The organism is Candidatus Nucleicultrix amoebiphila FS5 (assembly GCF_002117145.1).
Taxonomy (GTDB): domain Bacteria; phylum Pseudomonadota; class Alphaproteobacteria; order Caedimonadales; family Nucleicultricaceae; genus Nucleicultrix; species Nucleicultrix amoebiphila.
On sequence record NZ_CP008743.1, the window covers coordinates 656,046 to 673,375 of the forward strand.

The 17,330-nt window shown below is 38.2% G+C and carries 16 protein-coding genes and 1 tRNA gene; 10 read left to right on the forward strand and 7 right to left on the reverse strand.

Annotated elements, in window-relative coordinates; translation table 11 throughout:
- The first annotated feature begins 395 nt into the window (after positions 1-395).
- Positions 396-1,076, forward strand: a complete 681-nt coding sequence (gene trmB, locus GQ61_RS03140; protein ID WP_085783915.1) for a tRNA (guanosine(46)-N7)-methyltransferase TrmB — start codon at positions 396-398, stop codon at positions 1,074-1,076.
- Here trmB and GQ61_RS03145 read toward each other — a convergent pair.
- A complete protein-coding gene (locus tag GQ61_RS03145) occupies positions 1,073-2,296 on the reverse strand; it encodes an MFS transporter (protein ID WP_085783916.1) in 1,224 nt (407 codons plus the stop codon). The two genes, trmB and GQ61_RS03145, sit on opposite strands and share 4 nt — an antisense overlap.
- A 226-nt stretch (positions 2,297-2,522) precedes the next feature.
- Here GQ61_RS03145 and GQ61_RS03150 point away from each other — a divergent pair, with 226 nt between their 5' ends.
- From GQ61_RS03150 to GQ61_RS03190, 9 genes are all read left to right on the forward strand, one after another.
- Complete coding sequence (locus tag GQ61_RS03150) at positions 2,523-3,866, forward strand: TldD/PmbA family protein (RefSeq protein ID WP_085783917.1); 1,344 nt, start codon at positions 2,523-2,525, stop codon at positions 3,864-3,866.
- A gap of 15 nt (positions 3,867-3,881) precedes the next feature.
- On the forward strand, positions 3,882-5,660 hold the full coding sequence (locus GQ61_RS03155) for an ABC transporter ATP-binding protein (protein ID WP_085785054.1): 1,779 nt from the start codon (positions 3,882-3,884) through the stop codon (positions 5,658-5,660).
- The gene (locus GQ61_RS03160) at positions 5,660-6,349 is read left to right on the forward strand and encodes a lysophospholipid acyltransferase family protein (protein ID WP_085783919.1); all 690 of its coding nucleotides are present in this window, start codon (positions 5,660-5,662) and stop codon (positions 6,347-6,349) included. The genes GQ61_RS03155 and GQ61_RS03160 overlap by 1 nt, the downstream gene beginning before the upstream one ends.
- 11 nt (positions 6,350-6,360) lie before the next feature.
- Positions 6,361-7,626 (forward strand): 3-deoxy-D-manno-octulosonic acid transferase, encoded by a 1,266-nt coding sequence (locus GQ61_RS03165; RefSeq protein ID WP_198157394.1) that lies wholly within the window; start codon positions 6,361-6,363, stop codon positions 7,624-7,626.
- Positions 7,627-7,634: 8 nt separating this feature from the next.
- Positions 7,635-8,585 carry a tetraacyldisaccharide 4'-kinase gene (gene lpxK, locus GQ61_RS03170; RefSeq protein WP_085783921.1) on the forward strand — a complete coding sequence of 317 codons (951 nt, stop codon included), beginning with the start codon at positions 7,635-7,637 and terminating at the stop codon, positions 8,583-8,585.
- The gene (locus tag GQ61_RS03175) at positions 8,582-9,493 is read left to right on the forward strand and encodes a lysophospholipid acyltransferase family protein (protein ID WP_085783923.1); all 912 of its coding nucleotides are present in this window, start codon (positions 8,582-8,584) and stop codon (positions 9,491-9,493) included. The genes lpxK and GQ61_RS03175 overlap by 4 nt, the downstream gene beginning before the upstream one ends.
- A 53-nt stretch (positions 9,494-9,546) precedes the next feature.
- Positions 9,547-9,621: transfer RNA gene (locus tag GQ61_RS03180), tRNA-Gly, on the forward strand.
- A 100-nt stretch (positions 9,622-9,721) separates the two neighbouring features.
- Positions 9,722-10,567: a DMT family transporter gene (locus GQ61_RS03185; RefSeq protein ID WP_085783925.1), complete on the forward strand. Its 846-nt coding sequence runs from the start codon at positions 9,722-9,724 to the stop codon at positions 10,565-10,567.
- 132 nt (positions 10,568-10,699) lie between these two features.
- A complete protein-coding gene (locus GQ61_RS03190; RefSeq protein ID WP_085783926.1) occupies positions 10,700-11,371 on the forward strand; it encodes a hypothetical protein in 672 nt (223 codons plus the stop codon).
- Here GQ61_RS03190 and lnt read toward each other — a convergent pair.
- The 6 genes from lnt to GQ61_RS03220 all read right to left on the reverse strand — a co-directional run bounded on the left by lnt (position 11,366) and on the right by GQ61_RS03220 (position 17,261).
- A complete protein-coding gene (gene lnt / locus GQ61_RS03195) occupies positions 11,366-12,904 on the reverse strand; it encodes an apolipoprotein N-acyltransferase (RefSeq protein WP_085783927.1) in 1,539 nt (512 codons plus the stop codon). The genes GQ61_RS03190 and lnt overlap by 6 nt on opposite strands.
- 1 nt (position 12,905) lies before the next feature.
- Complete coding sequence (locus tag GQ61_RS03200; RefSeq protein ID WP_085783928.1) at positions 12,906-13,733, reverse strand: transporter associated domain-containing protein; 828 nt, start codon at positions 13,731-13,733, stop codon at positions 12,906-12,908.
- On the reverse strand, positions 13,730-14,266 hold the full coding sequence (gene ybeY, locus GQ61_RS03205; RefSeq protein ID WP_085783929.1) for an rRNA maturation RNase YbeY: 537 nt from the start codon (positions 14,264-14,266) through the stop codon (positions 13,730-13,732). The genes GQ61_RS03200 and ybeY overlap by 4 nt, the downstream gene beginning before the upstream one ends.
- Entirely contained in the window at positions 14,263-15,270 is a 1,008-nt protein-coding gene (locus GQ61_RS03210) for a PhoH family protein (protein WP_085783930.1), read from the reverse strand. The genes ybeY and GQ61_RS03210 overlap by 4 nt, the downstream gene beginning before the upstream one ends.
- A gap of 34 nt (positions 15,271-15,304) precedes the next feature.
- On the reverse strand, positions 15,305-16,672 hold the full coding sequence (miaB, locus tag GQ61_RS03215) for a tRNA (N6-isopentenyl adenosine(37)-C2)-methylthiotransferase MiaB (protein ID WP_085783931.1): 1,368 nt from the start codon (positions 16,670-16,672) through the stop codon (positions 15,305-15,307).
- 142 nt (positions 16,673-16,814) lie between these two features.
- Positions 16,815-17,261 carry a Ros/MucR family transcriptional regulator gene (locus tag GQ61_RS03220; RefSeq protein ID WP_085783933.1) on the reverse strand — a complete coding sequence of 149 codons (447 nt, stop codon included), beginning with the start codon at positions 17,259-17,261 and terminating at the stop codon, positions 16,815-16,817.
- Positions 17,262-17,330: the final 69 nt, after the last annotated feature.

The window sequence follows — 17,330 nt, forward strand, 5'->3', positions numbered from 1 at the left end:
ATTTCACAAAAAGATAACTGTTTCGTTAAGAAAACCCCTGTCTAAGGCACTATATTCTCACAATGGTTTTGTGTCAGAATAAAATGAGAGTTCTTTGATAATTAATCAATAATTAATATGTTTTTAAAATCGTAAGAATGATTTAAAAACACTCCCGTTTTTAAAATAAAATCTGGAGAATTAATGATGAAACTAAAAATTACGACAAGTATACTATTACTTTCATTCATCCTTGGGACACACCATATCACATTAGTACATACTTCAAATTATCCAACTGATGAAATTCTAAAAAATAAATTGATCTATCACTCATGACACAAACTCTTAAAGTTTGTGTCATTTTTTTTAATCTTTACTGACAAGATGATTTTTGTTTGCTATGAAAAAATGTCATGGAGAATACATTCAAAGAGAAATTCTATGGTCGTCGCAAAGGCCGCACCTTAAGCACAGGGCAACTAGATTTATTACAGTCAGCATTAGAAAAAAATGCTATTCATTTACCAATAGATTCAAAATTTCTTAATATTCAGGAGTTATTTCAACAGCCTTATGATCATTATAATCTTGAGATAGGATTCGGCAGTGGTGAGCATTTAATCACGCAAGCCAAAAATAACCCTTCCACTGGTTTTATTGGCGTTGAAGTGTTTTTAAATGGTCTAGTCAATTGTGTACAACAAATGCATGCATTCAGACTTAATAACATCCGTCTTTATCCTGACGATGTACGCCCTCTTTTAAGAGGTATCTCTGATGAATCTTTAGATCAAATTTTTATTCTATTTCCAGACCCTTGGCCAAAAGCTCGCCATCATAAACGTCGTCTCATTAACCCTGAAAATTTAAAAATCTTTGCTCGACTCTTAAAACTAGGCGGAAAATTAAGAATCGCAAGCGATGATGTCTCTTACTTAGAATGGATAGAAGATATTTTTCAAAAGCAACATGATTTTCTATTAATCAAAAGATACACAAAAAGGCCTCCAGATTGGCCATCAACTCGTTATGAGCAAAAGGCTCTCAAAAAAGGACGTGTTTGTCACTATTTTATTTTTCAAAGACTACCTTAACCTCTTGCCCCTAAGACTGAACCGATAGAGGAGAGCTTCCCTTTTAACGAAATAATCAGAAATAAACTAAGAGAAACAAAGGAAAGACTTACCATGGTAAAAGCACCAAATGTAAGCGTTTTTTGCTCTGATAATCCTGCAAAAGTGGCTCCTAAAGTTGCAGCTACCATAAAGAGCATATTAGGAATGGCCGAGGCCGACCCTTTTGTTTTTGGAACTGCAGATAAAGCTTTAGCAATTGATGGAGCATAAAGCACTGCCATACCAAACTGATGACAACTTAAAAACACAATAAGAATTATTGGTAATGGATCAGACGACAGACTCATTGCCATCTGACAAAGACTACTGACAAAAATAATGCTTAACCCCAGCAGCATCGTTCGTTTGAGCCCCAATGAATCGATAATACGACTCGTCACTAAAGAACCAAAACCATAAGCCGCAAAAGTAGCTCCCACCCAGAAGCCATAAATATCAGGAGAAATTTGCCAGTATTGAATACAATAAAAAGGCAAAATTGTCATTAAACATATCTCCGCACCATAAATTATAGGCGACAAAAGAACATATCCCATAAATGCCTTGTTTTTGGTTAAGGAGCTGTAGTTTTCAAAAAAAGAAAATAATTTAAGCTGTGGTAAAGATAATGTAGATTTCTTATCTTTAAAAAAGACAAAAACTCCCGCAAGAACTAAAAGAGCTACAACTAGAATAATTAGAAAGTTGGCGCGCCAGCCTAACATAATATGAACGTACCCTCCTAAAACAGGAGTGATCGTTGGCAAAATAGTAAAAATCATCTCCATCTGAGCCATAGCCTTTGCGCTTTCTTTTGGTGAATAAGTCTCTTGAAGTGTAGCCAGCCCTACAACATTAAAAATCCCGATTCCACTGCCCTGAATAAAACGCGAAATAATAAGAAGAGAGATAGAAGAACATACAGTGCTAATGAGACTAGATAACGTAAATAACGCTATTCCCCAAACCATCAATGGCCTTCTCCCCAAAAAGTCAGACAAAGCTCCACCAATAAGCCCTGAAAGGGAAGCTCCCAAAAGGCAGCTAGCAACAGTAATTTGAATGATATTTTCATCAACCCCAAAATAAACCCCCATATCGGGCATACTTGGTGCGTAGATATCTGTTGACATAAAACCAAGAGAAATGGTTGCTGCCACAAGAAATGTTAAAGAGACTTTTTTATTTATGTTTGCCATTAAATCTCAAAATAAAACCTGTCACCTATATTTATACGTCAACTAGGAAAAGATAATCAACTAATAAAATATATTTTTCTTGATTATAACTAGATAATACGCCTAATGATATCAAAACAGTCAAAATTTTAGATTATTTGGTCTTGCTGCTTTTGACTAGACGAAAGGAACCTCTTTAAACTATATCTAAGGCCAGATAATTGATTCTTTGTGAGGAAAGCGGTTAATGCAAGAAAATGATTTTAAGCAGCTTATAGAAAATGCGCTAACGGAAGCTATGAAAAAGGGTATAGATGCAGCTGATGTTATTGCTTTTCACAAAAATACTGTGTCTGTCAATGTGCGCAATCAGGCTCTCGAGAAAGTGAAAAAAGCGTCCTCAATAGAGCTTGGACTACGTGTTTTTAAGGGAAAGCGCCAAGCTCTTGTTTCAACAACAGATACTTCTTTTGATTCCTTAGTGGACATGGCTCAACAAGCTGTGGACATGGTGAAGCATGTGCCAGAAGATCCTTATTGCGGGTTAGCAGAAAATTTTGCAAAAGCTGACCAAATTCCCTCTATAGATCTTTTTGACTCTACAGAATGTTCAATCGATGAGTTAATTGAACGAGCAAAAACATGCGAAGAAAATGCTCGTTCTATAAAAGGCGTTACCAATATTGAAACATCAGGAACAACATTCTCTACATACTTAACTGGTGTTGCTAATAGTCATGGGTTTATGAACACTTATTCACAGTCTTCTCATCAAATATTCATAGGAGCTATTGCAGGGGAAGGACTCGACAAACAAATTGAATTTGATGGCACAAATCGCATCTATTTCAATGAACTTGAGGACCCCACAGCGCTCGGTAAAAGAGTTGCGGAAATGGCCGTTAAAAAATTGAATCCTCGAAAAATTTCCTCGCAAAAAGTTCCCGTTGTCTTCCATCCTCGTGTTGGTCAGAACATTATCAATTACTTTGCTGAATCTATTAACGGACAAAAGGTCTGCCAAGCAGGATTGAGTTATTTACAACATGAGATGAATAAGCTCATCTTTTCGCCAGGTATTACGATTGTTGATGATGCAACACGTGCTCGTGGACTTGCTTCATATCCAGTGGATGTAGAAGGCGTTTTACCTCAAAAAAGACTTCTCGTCGAAAAAGGCGTTTTAAAAAGTTGGTTGTTAGACACACGTTCAGCAATGAAAATGGAATTAAAATCAACAGGACATGCTGTGCGCACAACACGTAGTACTCCATCTCCAACTTCTTCGAATTTATATTTAGAACCAGGACAGGTTTCTTTTGAAGATCTTATAAAATCCATTAAAAATGGTTTCTTTGTCACAGATCTTCTAGGGCATGGCTTTAGTTCTGTCACTGGTGATTATAGTGAAGGTGCGAGTGGCTTTTGGATTGAAAACGGTCAAATTTCTTACCCTGTACAACAAATTACCATCGCTGGAACTTTTAAGGAGATGTTAAAAAACATTACAGTTGCTAATGATTTGAAATTTAACTATGCAACTAATACACCAACTTTTGTTATTGAGGGGATGACGCTTGCTGGCGTCTAAAGTGCCATGAACGGTATGAAGACGGAATCATCTTCACCAACTCAAAGCTTTTTTACGTCAACGCTTATAAAGCGTCTTATACAGAATTACGCGCGTCCTTATTTTGGCCATCTTATATTAGCTGCAGTCACTATGATCATTGTCGCTTTAGCTTCTGTAGCACCAGCTAAGCTGATTGAACCCATTATTAATGATATATTTGTTGCTAAAAAAGCTACCATGCTTTTACCTGTCACACTTATGGTCGTGGGAGTTTTCCTCGTGAAAGGGATTGCAACCTATATAGAATCTGTCTTAACGGGACATGTTGGTCAAAGAATTATTGCTGATCTTCAAAAAGATTTATTTAATCACCTGATACTAGATGACCTTGAGTTTTTTCAAAACACCACAAGTGGTAACTTAGTTTCACATTTCACCAATGATGTAAATAAGCTTAATACAGCTGTAACAGGCACTCTCACTAACCTCTGTAAAGATGGATTAACCCTAATTTTCTTTATTTTACTCATGTTCTATCAAGATTGGTTGCTAGCTAGCATTGCTCTTTTTGTCTTGCCCATTGCCATTTTTCCCGTGATACGCATTGGCAAACGCATGCGCAAAGTTTCAGGCAATGTTCAAGAGGAAATGGCCGGTTTTACAAGTCTTCTCAGTCAAGCTTTTCAAGGTATGCGCTTAATAAAATCTTATGGGTTAGAAAAAATTGAAGCAAATCGAGTTTCTCACCACGTTGAACAGATTTTCTCACGTACACTCAAAGCTACACGCATGAAATCAGCTTCACATCCTCTTATGGAATTTCTAGGAGGAGTCGCTATTGGCATAGTAATCCTCTATGGAGGGAATGAGGTTATTCAAGGCACGCAAAACCCAGGTGCTTTTTTCTCATTCATAACTGCTTTAATTATGACTTACGAACCCTTAAAACGCTTAGCTAATCTTAATGCTAACTTACAAGAGCAATTAGCCTCTGCTGAGCGTGTCTTTAAACTTATGGATCGCCGTCCTGGAATTGTCGATATAGAGTCAGCACAAGATATCAAAATCAACAAAGGTAAGATTGACTTTGAAAATATTGATTTTGCCTATAAAAAGCGTTCAGATGTTTTAAATAACATCACTCTCAGTATTCAAGCTGGAAAAACCACTGCTCTCGTTGGTCCCAGTGGGGGGGGGAAATCAACCCTGCTAAATCTCATCCCCAGATTTTACAACGTTACCAGAGGACAAGTAAAAATCGACGAACAAGACGTTTCTAAAGTAACTTTAAAATCTTTAAGGTCTTGCATTGCATTAGTGAGCCAAGAAATTATTCTTTTTGATGACTCTGTAAAAGCAAATATAGCCTTTGGACGACCAGGTGCCAGTGATGAACAGATAATTGATGCAGCAAAAGCCGCTGCAGCCCATGATTTTATTATGGCGCTTCCTCAAGGTTATGACACTCAAATTGGTGAAAATGGAACTTCGCTTTCAGGAGGTCAAAGACAAAGACTCTCCATTGCCCGTGCCATGATAAAAGATGCGCCTATTTTGTTACTGGATGAGCCAACCTCTGCCTTAGACACAGCTTCGGAACAAAAAGTCCAAGAAGCTCTCAGAACTTTAATGAAGGGTAGAACAACGCTTATTATCGCCCATCGACTGTCAACAGTAAAAGATGCAGACCAAATTATTCTGATTGATCAAGGTATCATTAAGGCCATAGGCACCCACAGTGAGCTTCTTAAAACCAGCAAGCAATATGCTTTACTTTCACAATCTCAACTCAGTGAAAAGGAGGTAGCTTAATGAAGCAAAAATTGAAGCAACTTGTAAAAAAAACTTGGTTCCTGAAATTTTTATGTTGGGTCGCTGCTCGATATATTGGGTTTGTTTATAATACAATACAATGGAAAAGAATTGGTTTTGAAAACATACAACCTCTTTGGGATTCGAAAGAACCAATCATTGTTTGTTTCTGGCACAATCGCTTAATGATGACCTGTTTTGCATGGGAGAGTGAGAAGCCTTTTCACATGTTAATTTCAGCACATCCTGATGGCCAGCTTATAGCTGGAACTGTTGCCCATTATGGCATAAGGACGATTGCTGGCTCTTCTTCAAAAGGGGGAGCTCAAGCCTTGAGATCGATTTTAAAGGTTTTAAAGAATGGGCATGCTATAGGCATTACGCCCGATGGTCCAAGAGGACCAAGATTTAAGGTAGCAGAAGGCCTCTTAACAATTGCACGCTTGTCAGGTGCAAAAATAATCCCCGTTACTTTTGCTGTTTCGCGACGCAAACTATTATCTTCTTGGGATCGTTTGGTATTACCATTTCCATTCGGTAAAGGTGTGTTGATGTATGGTTCACCCTTCACTTTACCATCTCATCTAAATAAAAATGAGATGGAAGAAGTCCGTGTGAATTTTGAAAGAGAGCTTACGCAGCTCGTCCATAAAGCCGACGGAATGGTCGGTCGTGACCCCGTCATTTAGGAAATATGGTTATGTTGCCTCTTTATCGTTTTATCTCAAAAACTATTGCCCCCTGGTTCATTCAACAGACGCTTGCTGAGCGAATTAAGAAGGGCAAGGAATTGCCTGAAAGAATCCCTGAGCGTAAAGGATATTCCTCACGCCCTCGTCCTGAAGGAAGTCTGATATGGATTCACTCTGCTAGTGTAGGTGAAGCTCAAATCGCTCTCACTCTCATTAAAAACATTACTAAGTTAAGACCGGAGATCAAGTTTCTTGTAACTTCGGTCACTGTCACTTCGGGACAAATGTTAGTAAAACAGTTACCTTCTCAGGCTATTCATCAGTTTATTCCTTTTGATGTCCCCCAATGGGTGAACAAATTTTTAGATACTTGGAAGCCAAATCTTGCCATTTGGATTGAATCTGAATTATGGCCTAACTTTATTGAGGCTGTGCACGCACATAATATTCCTCTTTTATTGATTAATGGACATCTTTCCGATAAATCATTCAAACGTTGGGGTTTTGCTCGAGGTTTTATTCGCCCTCTTCTAGAAAAGTTTTCATCTCTTATGGTTCAATCCTCTGAACAAGTGCAACGATTTAAAAGTTTAGGTGGCGTAAACCCTATTGCTACCGGTAATTTAAAATTTGCTGCAGCTCCTTTAAAATGTGATTTAAAAAAATTGAAGGAGTTTAAATCTATTGTTGGCAATCGACCTTTTTGGGTCGCAGCAAGCACTCATGATGGTGAAGAAATTTCAATTATAAAGGCCCATCAACGTGTGAAAAAATCTTTCAATAACATATTAACTGTCATTGTTCCAAGGCATCCAGAAAGAGGTCCTACGCTCAAAGCTATGATGAAGCAATACGGTCTAAAAGTTGCTTGTCGATCAACGAATGATAAACTACTCAATACCGATGAAATTTATTTGGCAGATACGCTGGGTGAGCTTGGATTATTTTATAATGCAGCAAACATTGTTTTTGTAGGAGGATCTCTCATTTCCATTGGCGGACATAACATTATAGAGCCTGCACGTCTCAATTGTGCAATTCTCCATGGACCTCATATGCATAATGCTCGTTCAGTCTCTGTCCTTTTTGCCAAAGCTCAAGGAAGCCTCGAGATCAGTGATGAGCAAACTTTAGCGGAAGCTATAGAAAGTTTATTGCGCAATGAAAGTCTTCGAAATACGCTCGCTAAAAATGCTCTAAGAGTCGCTGAATCCGAAGATCAAGCTATGACTCGCGTAATAAAAACACTCAATCCATTTTTGAAAAACTTATAGGGACTTCAATGAAAGCACCCAAGTTTTGGCATAAAAGAGATTCAATTCGAGGACTTCTTCTTATCCCCATAGCGATTTTTTACAAATATTTCAGCACTTTTTATCGTTCTAAAATTAAAGCCAGTAAACTTCCTATTCCTGTAATTTGTATTGGAAACGTGGTTATTGGAGGTGCAGGAAAAACACCCGTCGCAATTGCCATCTATGATCTTTTAAGGAACATGGGAATAAAACCACATTTCCTCACTCGCGGATACAAGGGAAAAATGAGAGGCCCTCTCTTGGTAGATCCTTACATCCATACTTTTGAAGATGTTGGTGATGAACCCTTATTGCTGGCTAAAAAAGGTCCCACGTGGGTCTCTGCTGATCGCGTTGAGGGGGCAAAATCAGCTTTAGCGAATGGAGCAGAAGTGATTATTATGGATGATGGGTTTCAAAATCCATATCTTCACAAAGATATAAATATACTTGTCATTGATGGATCCTATGGTTTGGGGAGTGGAAGACTCTTTCCAGCCGGTCCTTTACGTGAGTCCTTGGCCAGTGGTTTATCTAGAGCACAAGCAGTTATTATCGTTGGTGAGGGTTGGCAACATCAACCTTTTAAAATACCAACTTTTTATGCTCATGCTCAATTAGATCCCAATATCCTTAAAACATTAAAGACTTTAAAATTATGCGCCTTTGCAGGAATAGGAAATCCTGAAAAATTCTTTACCTCTTTAAGAAACGCTGGTCTTCATGTACTTGATACTTTTTCATTTAGTGATCACCACCCTTATATCCCAGAAGAATTGAATCGTTTGGTAGGAGGAGATTTAACAGTAGTTACAACCACAAAAGATTACGTACGTATTCCTGAGCCTTGGTCAAAGAAGATAACCCCTATCTCGATGGACATTAAATTTAATGATCCTCATAAGCTCATGAAGGTACTTGAAAGAGTATTGATATGAAAGCTTTCTTAAAATTGATTGGGCAGTTTTTTGAAGTCGTTGCATTTTGTGTGATTGTGGGTATTTTCTACTGCCTGACTTTTCGAACATCATCAGCCTTAGGAAGTTGGCTGGGACGTCATATTGGCCCTATATTGGGAGCCAACAAACGAGTTCGAAGAAACCTCAAACTTGCACTCCCAGAATTGTCATCCATAGAGCATGATGCAATTATTAAAGGCATGTGGGATAATTTAGGACGCACCTTTGCTGAATATCCTCATTTACACAAAATTGATATTTTTGGGCCTGCGAGTCCCGTGAAAATTGAAGGATTAGAGATTTTAAAAAAGCTCAAAAAATCTCATAAGAGTGTTATTTTCGTTCTTGGTCATTTAGCAAATTGGGAATTTGCTACTCTGCCTGCAAAACAAAAAGGGTTTAAAATTGCTCAAGTCTATCGACGCGTCAATAACCCCTTTATTTCTAAGCTTGTGCGTCGCATCCACGGTAATCTCGTTGATGAACTCGTTGAAAAGGGGGCTGATGGCGCAAGACAACTTATTGACGTCATACAGCGGGAAGAGCATTTAAGCGTGCTCATGGATCAAAAAATGAATGAAGGTCTTCCAATTCCCTTTTTTGGTTACCCAGCCATGACTGCTCCTGCTATTGCGAGGTTAGCTGTTAAATATAAATGCCCGATTCTGCCTGTACAGGTTGTTCGTACCGATAAAACTCACTTTCTTGTGACTTATCATTCCCCAATATTACCAGATAAGCCTGTAGAAAGACTTTTAAGTGAGATCAACGCATCGATAGAAACTTGGATCAGAGCCCATCCTGACCAGTGGTTTTGGCTTCACAGGCGCTGGCCCAATGAAGTCTATACGCAGTCAGAGAAATTTTTACACAGACTTGAAAAATAAGCTCTTGCAAAAATATAGCACTTGCGTATTATCCGTCCATAATTCCTCGAAAAGCGGGCGTAGCTCAGGGGTAGAGCACAACCTTGCCAAGGTTGGGGTCGAGGGTTCAAATCCCTTCGCCCGCTCCAATTTTAGTCAATATTCTTCTAAGTGACTGCTTGTCGCTTGCCGTAGCTAAAATTTATAAGAATAGATAAAATAGCATTTAGCCATTTTAAGGAAACGCACGTGTTAACAAGACTGCAAGTGAGTGGTACAACTCTATATGGGCTAGGCGTTTTATTATTTGCTGTAAATGACGCTTTGCTAAAAATGCTCAGTCAGAAGTACGCTAGTTATGATATTATTTTTTTTCGTAGTTTTTTTGGCGTATTGTTGATCTTCGGTGTGCAAGTCCTGAGAGGACAGTTAGCGTCTCTAAAAACAGACCGAGCATGGGTCATGACTCTTCGCAGTCTTTTTGGTTTTTTGAGTATCTATTTTAGCATAAAATCATTAGTTGGGCTTGATCTAGCCAGCTATAATATTTATTATCACATGGCACCCCTTTTAATTGCTGCTCTTTCCATCTTGTTTCTCAAAGAAAAACCCACAAAAGGCATTCTCATTGCCCTGCTTGTTGGTTTCTCTGGTGTTATTATTTCATTTCGTGGAGGATTAGGACCTTTTGATATTTATAAAGGATATGTCATTCTAGGAGCACTTTTTTGGGCTCTTTCCCTATTACTTATTAAATTTCTGTCGGCAAAAGCCACGACCGAAGCCATTCTTTTTTACACTGCCCTTTTCAATATGGCTGTTGCCGTTCCTTTTGTTAAAAATTATAATATTTCTTTTATTGAATGGTCCTATTTTCTTATTCCTACAGTTGTTCACTCTCTCGCTTTTTTATTTATTATTGAAGGTATTAAACGCTCTAGCTTGGTTTCTGTAGCTCCTTTAGAATATACAGGTGTCGTTTGGACGTTGATCTTAGGTTATATTTTTTGGCATGAATTGCCTGATGTATGGATGTTCATAGGAGGAGTACTCATCATTCTCGCTAGTTTTAAAGCCCTGCGTAAAAATCATTAAGAATATCTTGTCGTATACGTTTTAGCAGTGTACAAGGATTTATAAATAAAAGCAGGAACGATCTTCACACACATTATTTTTTCTAACATTCTTATCTTTTTTATCCTGACAACACAAAGTCAAGCCAGTGATTTGTTTGAGAAAACAACACTTCCTCACACGGGGTTTAAAAAAGCTTATCAACGCCTTATAATGGATTGTGAAAGTAGCTCTTCTTGTAATATTTACTCAGATGAAAATTACCTCAATTCTCGACAACACTCTTATCGAGTCAATTGTTATGGATTAGTTACAAAATTGGTAGATCAAGTTGAACCAAAAGCTCTTCTCGAACTCAATCGACATATCAATACTATTGGAAAAATGCGTCCTTCTTTAGACTCTCAAGGTCTCCCCGCGCCCTTGCATTACGTTGATTTTATTTCGCAGCTTGAAAAAGGCACTCAAAAAAGCAGACACTGGCAAGCAATACCATCAGTTTTCTCTCTTAAAAAAGGAGATATCATTGCTTACACAACTCATAAAACAGATCAATATGTAAAACGCTGTTCAGGTCAACATATGATGATTGTTATAGACGAATATTATAGAACAGAAAAATGCTTGTGGTTAAAAATCCTTGACTCTACACAATCTCCTCACGGTTTATGTGACCAACGTACAAAGACACTAAGAGGCGTTGGCACAGGTATTATTGGCATTCAATTTAATAAGCACGGAAAACCCTACGCTTTGAAATGGTCAGTGTATCAAAAGGGTGCACTGAAAAGGTATATCAAAATTGTTCGATTGATTGATCTATAGAAAAAAACAAAGCCCTAAAAATGTCGTCAGTAGCGCAAAAAATGTCCTATCCCCATACTCAGCATATAAAGTTAAGTAATCCAATGACTTAGGAAGTTCCGCATCGATCACCCCCATTTTTTCTAATCCTAACTCTGCTTCCGTACGTCCATAAGCATCAAGTACACCAGAAATCCCAGTGTTAGCAACACGCACTACGGGTACCCCCTCTTCAATGGCGCGTACACGAATAATTTCAAAATGCTGATACGGCCCAGAAGTTGGCCCATACCAAGCATCGTTAGTTACGTTCAACAACCACTCTGGTCTTTTATCTCTCTTAGAAACCACTTCCGAAGGGAAAATTCCTTCATAACAGATGAGTGGAGAAAAAGCTGGTAAAGGTCCTTCTAAATCGATCGATCTCAATCCTTCCCCTGCTGAAAAATCAACCATTCCAGCGGTCACTTTTTTAATAAAACTTGGAACAATAGAACGTAACGGTACAAACTCACCAAAAGGAACTAGATGACTTTTATCATAATTGCCCAGAATAGCTCCCGAATGACTCACAATAAAAAAACTATTCCAAAGCTGAAGAGGTTGAGGAGCGTAGGTTCGTCGAGGAGCACCTAAAAGAACAGCACCATTCTTTGGTGCTACGCTGGCAATGGCAAGACGTGCTTCTTCATCGCTCTCTAGAAAAAATGAAATAGCTGCTTCAGGCCAAATTACATGAGTAATTGGTTTGTCGCTAGGCTTTGAAGAAAGAGTAAGCAGCTTTTGAAAATTAGGTAATATGTTTTTATGATTCCATTTTTCTTTTTGAGCAACATTCGGTTGAACTAACCTTAGATAAATATTTTCCACATGATCTTTTGGAGCATCATGAAGCCTTATATTTCCTCCTACCCAAAATAGAATCATCAAAGATAATCCTAGAAAAGAGAACACTTTGTCCTTCCTAAAAGTTTTTTTATCAAAAAAAATGCGAGGAAGCAGTGACCAAAGAATCGTAAAAAACCCAAGCCCTAAGACACCAAACAAAGCTGTAGATTGCAGCATAGAAAGTGATTGACTCCAGCTATATCCTAAAAGATTCCAAGGAAACCCTGTAAATAACCAACCACGCACCCATTCGAACAATGACCATAATAAGGCAAAAATGAGAATCCGTTTGACCCCTGAAAAAGGTAAAAAACTCGTAATTAAGGATACGACTGCTGGGTAAAGAGCCAAATATCCAGGAAGACCAAAGAGAGTAAATGGAACAAGCCAGGCAAAACTTTTTATATCTACCCCTAAAGCAAATACAATCCAATACATACCAGCAATAAAATGCCCCCAACCAAACCACCAACCAAGCCAAAAAGCCGATTTGGATTTAGGCATTTGTTCTAAAAACATAAAGAAAAGAGGAAATGTAAAAAAAAGAATAGGAAAAAAACCGACAGGAGGAAAACTGAGGCTTGCCATTGCACCTAAGATAAAGACGCTTAAGAATTTATGTTTAAGACTAAATTTCCACAGACACTCTAAACGATCACCTTTCATTTTACACTTCCTCAGCTTTACCTCGAACTTTAACTCTGAGAACACGTCTTGGAGTTGCTTCTAGAATTTCAAACTCAACACCACTTGAGTGTTGAATGATTTCTTTGTAATCGGGAACACGACCAGCTAAATAAATCACCAGTCCTCCAACAGTATCAAGATCTTCTTCTCTTTCTTCAGTGGTTAAAAAAGAACCAAATTGCTCTTCAAATTCATCAAGATGCAATCGTGCATCAACCACTAAAGTTCCGTCTTGAAGCTTCACAACGTGAGGAGTATTTTCGGCAAGTTCATCTTCTTCACCTTCACCAATAATCTCACGGGTGATATCCGCTACAGTAATTAGTCCATCAATTCCGCCATGTTCATCTACTACAAGAGAAATGGGGATGCCACTTACGCGCATATGCATAAACAAATCAAAAAGACGCATAGAATTTGGAACATATAGAATTTCTTGCGTAAGGCTTCTGAGGTCGTAAGTCTTTTCATAAATTGACTTTACAACGTCTGTCATTGAAACAAACCCCATAGCATCATCTAAAGCTTTTGTGTAAACGGGATAAAAGCGAAAAGGCTTTTGAGCAATAATTTTGATTGTTTCTTCTTCATTGGTTGAGACAGAAAGTGCAATAATATCTACTCTAGGGACCATACAATCAGCCACAGTCATAGTTTTAACTTCTCGCAGAATATTTAAAAAATTTCTTTCTGCATCGCTTAAAGAAAGCTCTTTTTCGACACTTTCCTCAGGCTTAATTGCGTGCACCTCAGCTGCAATATTCTTTGGATTCAAGCTTTTTAGAAATTTCTGAATTTTTTTTATCATATGGTGACCTCCCCACGGCACTCATAAGGATTTTTTATACTGAATTTTTTTAAAATATCAATTTCAAGGTTTTCCATATTTTCTGCGTCTTCTCTATCTTCATGGTCATATCCCAAAAGATGGAGAACTCCGTGCACCAATAAATGACTTAGATGATCCAGTATGTTTTTGTTCTGCTCTAGAGCCTCTTGCTGAATAACACCATAACTTAAAACAACATCTCCTAAAAAAAATGGTTCTTTAGAATTTTTAAGATCGCCTGCTTTCAAGGGTCGATTAAGCACCCCAAAAGATAAAACATTTGTTGGATGATCTTTATGACGGTAATCTTTATTAAGACGCTGAACATTAACATTATTAGTAAGATACACGCTTACTTCAACATTTTTTAACCAAGGCACTACTTGTTCTAACACACATCGAATGCGTGATTGAATAATAGCTTCATAATCATTAATAACCACTGACCATTTTTCATCGTCACAGGCAATATCTATTACTATATTTTCATTCTGTTGATTTGATGAGTTCATTTACTTTTCTTTTGAGATCGATGAGGGTCGGCACTCTCATATTTTTCATACGCTTCAATAATTCTTGTAACTACATGATGTCTAACCACGTCACCCTTATCAAAATATTGAAAGCCAATTGAGGGAACATCAGCTAAAACATGCAATGCTTCTTTCAGTCCTGAGTCAACTCCAACTGGCAGATCTATCTGAGTTAAATCTCCAGTTACAACCATTCTTGAATCTTCCCCAAGACGAGTTAAAAACATCTTCATCTGTGCATGGGTCGTGTTTTGAGCTTCGTCCAAAATAACAAAGGCTTTGGATAATGTGCGCCCCCTCATAAAAGCAAGAGGAGCTACTTCAATTTCACCACTTGCAAATCTTTTTTGTACTTGTTCTGAAGGAATCATATCAAAAAGAGCATCGTAAAGAGGGCGTAAATAAGGATCGACTTTTTCACGTATGTCGCCAGGCAAAAAACCTAATCTTTCTCCTGCTTCAACAGCAGGGCGTGAGAGTATGATGCGATTCACCTTACCTGCAAATAACATAGATACTGCTGTTGCTACCGCTAAATAAGTTTTTCCTGTTCCAGCTGGCCCCAAAGCAAATACTAAATCTTTTGAATGCAACATATGGATGTAATCAGCTTGATGAGAAGTACGAGGAGAAACAACTCGACGACGTGTTGGAATAGCTACTTCAACGCTATTATAACCGTTACTTCTATCATCATTTTTTAAAACTGTAGAGGTTGCCATACGCAAAGCTGCATCAACTTCAGCCAAGCCTATCGTATTCCCTTTTTTTAATCTTTCGTAAAGACTGCTTAAAGCAGTAGAAGCTGCAGCTGTATCTTTTACTGATCCACTCATGAGGAAACGATTTCCTCTTACAGCAATAGAAACATGCAAAGTGTTTTCTATATGTCTTAAAAAACGATCTCGATCCCCAAAGAGCTGAGAAAGCAATCTATTATCATCGAATTCTAACTCTATTGAGCTCTCTCCCTTATCACCCATTGGCACACCCCTCTAATGGAATTGACGCTTCTTCTTATGTTGCTATAAGTTTAGCTGCAAGGCTATTTGTTTCTCCAGAAGTAATTTCAACTTCTACAATCTCTCCAAGAAGTTGTGCAGGCGCCTTTATGTGCACAGATTGGAGAAAAGGGCTACGACCAATCAGCTGGCCTTGATGTCGACCAACTTTTTCCAGTAAAATAGCTAACTTTTTCCCAATCATATTACGATTGAAGTGAGCTTGTTGTTCCCTCAAAAGATCTTGAAGTATTTGTAAACGCTCTGATTTTAATTTTTCATCAATTTGATTCTCAAGCGCTGCAGCAGGTGTTCCAGGACGAGGGCTATATTTAAATGAATAAGCTTGTGCAAAGTTCACTTGACGCACAAGATCAAGTGTCGCTTCAAAATCTTGATCAGTCTCTCCTGGATAACCTACAATAAAATCCGAGGAAAACGCTATATCAGGACGCACAGAACGAAACTTAGCAATAATATCAAGATAAAATTGAGACGTATGACGGCGATTCATAGCTTTCAAAATTACATCTGATCCAGACTGTACAGGCAAATGAAGAAAAGGCATCAATTGAGGAACATCTCGATGTGCTTGAATCAGAGCTTCATCAACATCCCTTGGATGAGAAGTCATGTAGCGAATCCTCTCAAGTCCTTCAATTTCAGCTAAATACCGAGATAGCTCCCCTAACCCCCATTCACCTTTGTTCGAAGGTGCCTCTCCATGATAAGCATTCACATTCTGCCCTAAAAGGGTGATTTCACGAGCACCTTTAACAACCAATGCTTTGGCTTCTTTGAAAATATCTTGAACTGGCCGGGAATACTCAGCTCCTCTCGTATAAGGAACACAACAGAAGTGACAAAATTTATCACATCCTTCTTGTATAGCGAGAAAAGTGCTTGGTCCTGAGATTTCAGTCGGCTCAGGCAAAAAATCAAATTTTGGGACCTCGGGAAAATCAACTTCAAGAACGCCACATCCAGGACCTTTTCCTTTTTCAACCGAACGTGTTGCTTTTGCAAGCATTTCAGGTAACAGATGATAGGATTGTGGACCAAAAACCATATCTACATATGGTGCACGATTAAGTATTTGCTCTCCTTCAGCCTGAGCTGTACATCCAGCAACAGCAATAATCATATCTTTGCCAAGAGCTTGACGTTCGTTCTTTAATTCTCTCATCCTCCCCATATCAGAATATGCTTTTTCTGTAGCTTTTTCACGAATATGACATGTATTTAGAATAACCATATCTGCTGATTCAGGAGCGTCTGTGACAGCATAGCCTAAAGGCTTAAGCAATGCCTCCATTTTCTCAGAATCATAGACATTCATCTGACAACCATAAGTCTTAATATACAAACGTTTACTCAAGACCATATCCTTTTGATTTAAAATGTGTTGTCAATATAACGTGACGCATTTCACATCTTCAACGAAAATTCAGAAATTAAGCCATAAAAAAATCGACAGGACTATCATCATAAGTCCTGTCGATTTTTAAAAAGCTCATACTTAGTAATTAAGCCGCCATTGCACGTGAGTCTTTGCGCTTACGACCTAGACCAATCTTTACTGCCAAGTGACTACGTTGCTTTGCATAGTTTGGAGCAACCATTGGATAATCTGAGGAAAGCCCCCAACGCTCGCGATATTGCTCTGGTGTCATGTTGTAAGCCGTTTTCAAATGACGCTTTAACATTTTTAATTTCTTACCATCTTCCAAGCAGATGATATAATCATCATGTATTGATTTCTTTACAGGTACTGCTGGTTCTGGACGATCAGCACGTAAGCCGCCTTTGCCAGAAAGTTCTGCTAATACGCTGTGCACTTGCTTAATCAAACGTGGCAAATCGTTGATATCAACGTTATTATTGGCAACGTGTGCCGCAACGATATCTGATGTCATTGCCAACACTTCCAAATTTATAGCCTCATGATTGCTATTTGATTCTGTGCTCGTCATAATCTTCTCTCTCTTTCTGTAAGTTAATACTTTAAAACAATCGTATTATTTATAATTTTACTTCCCAGG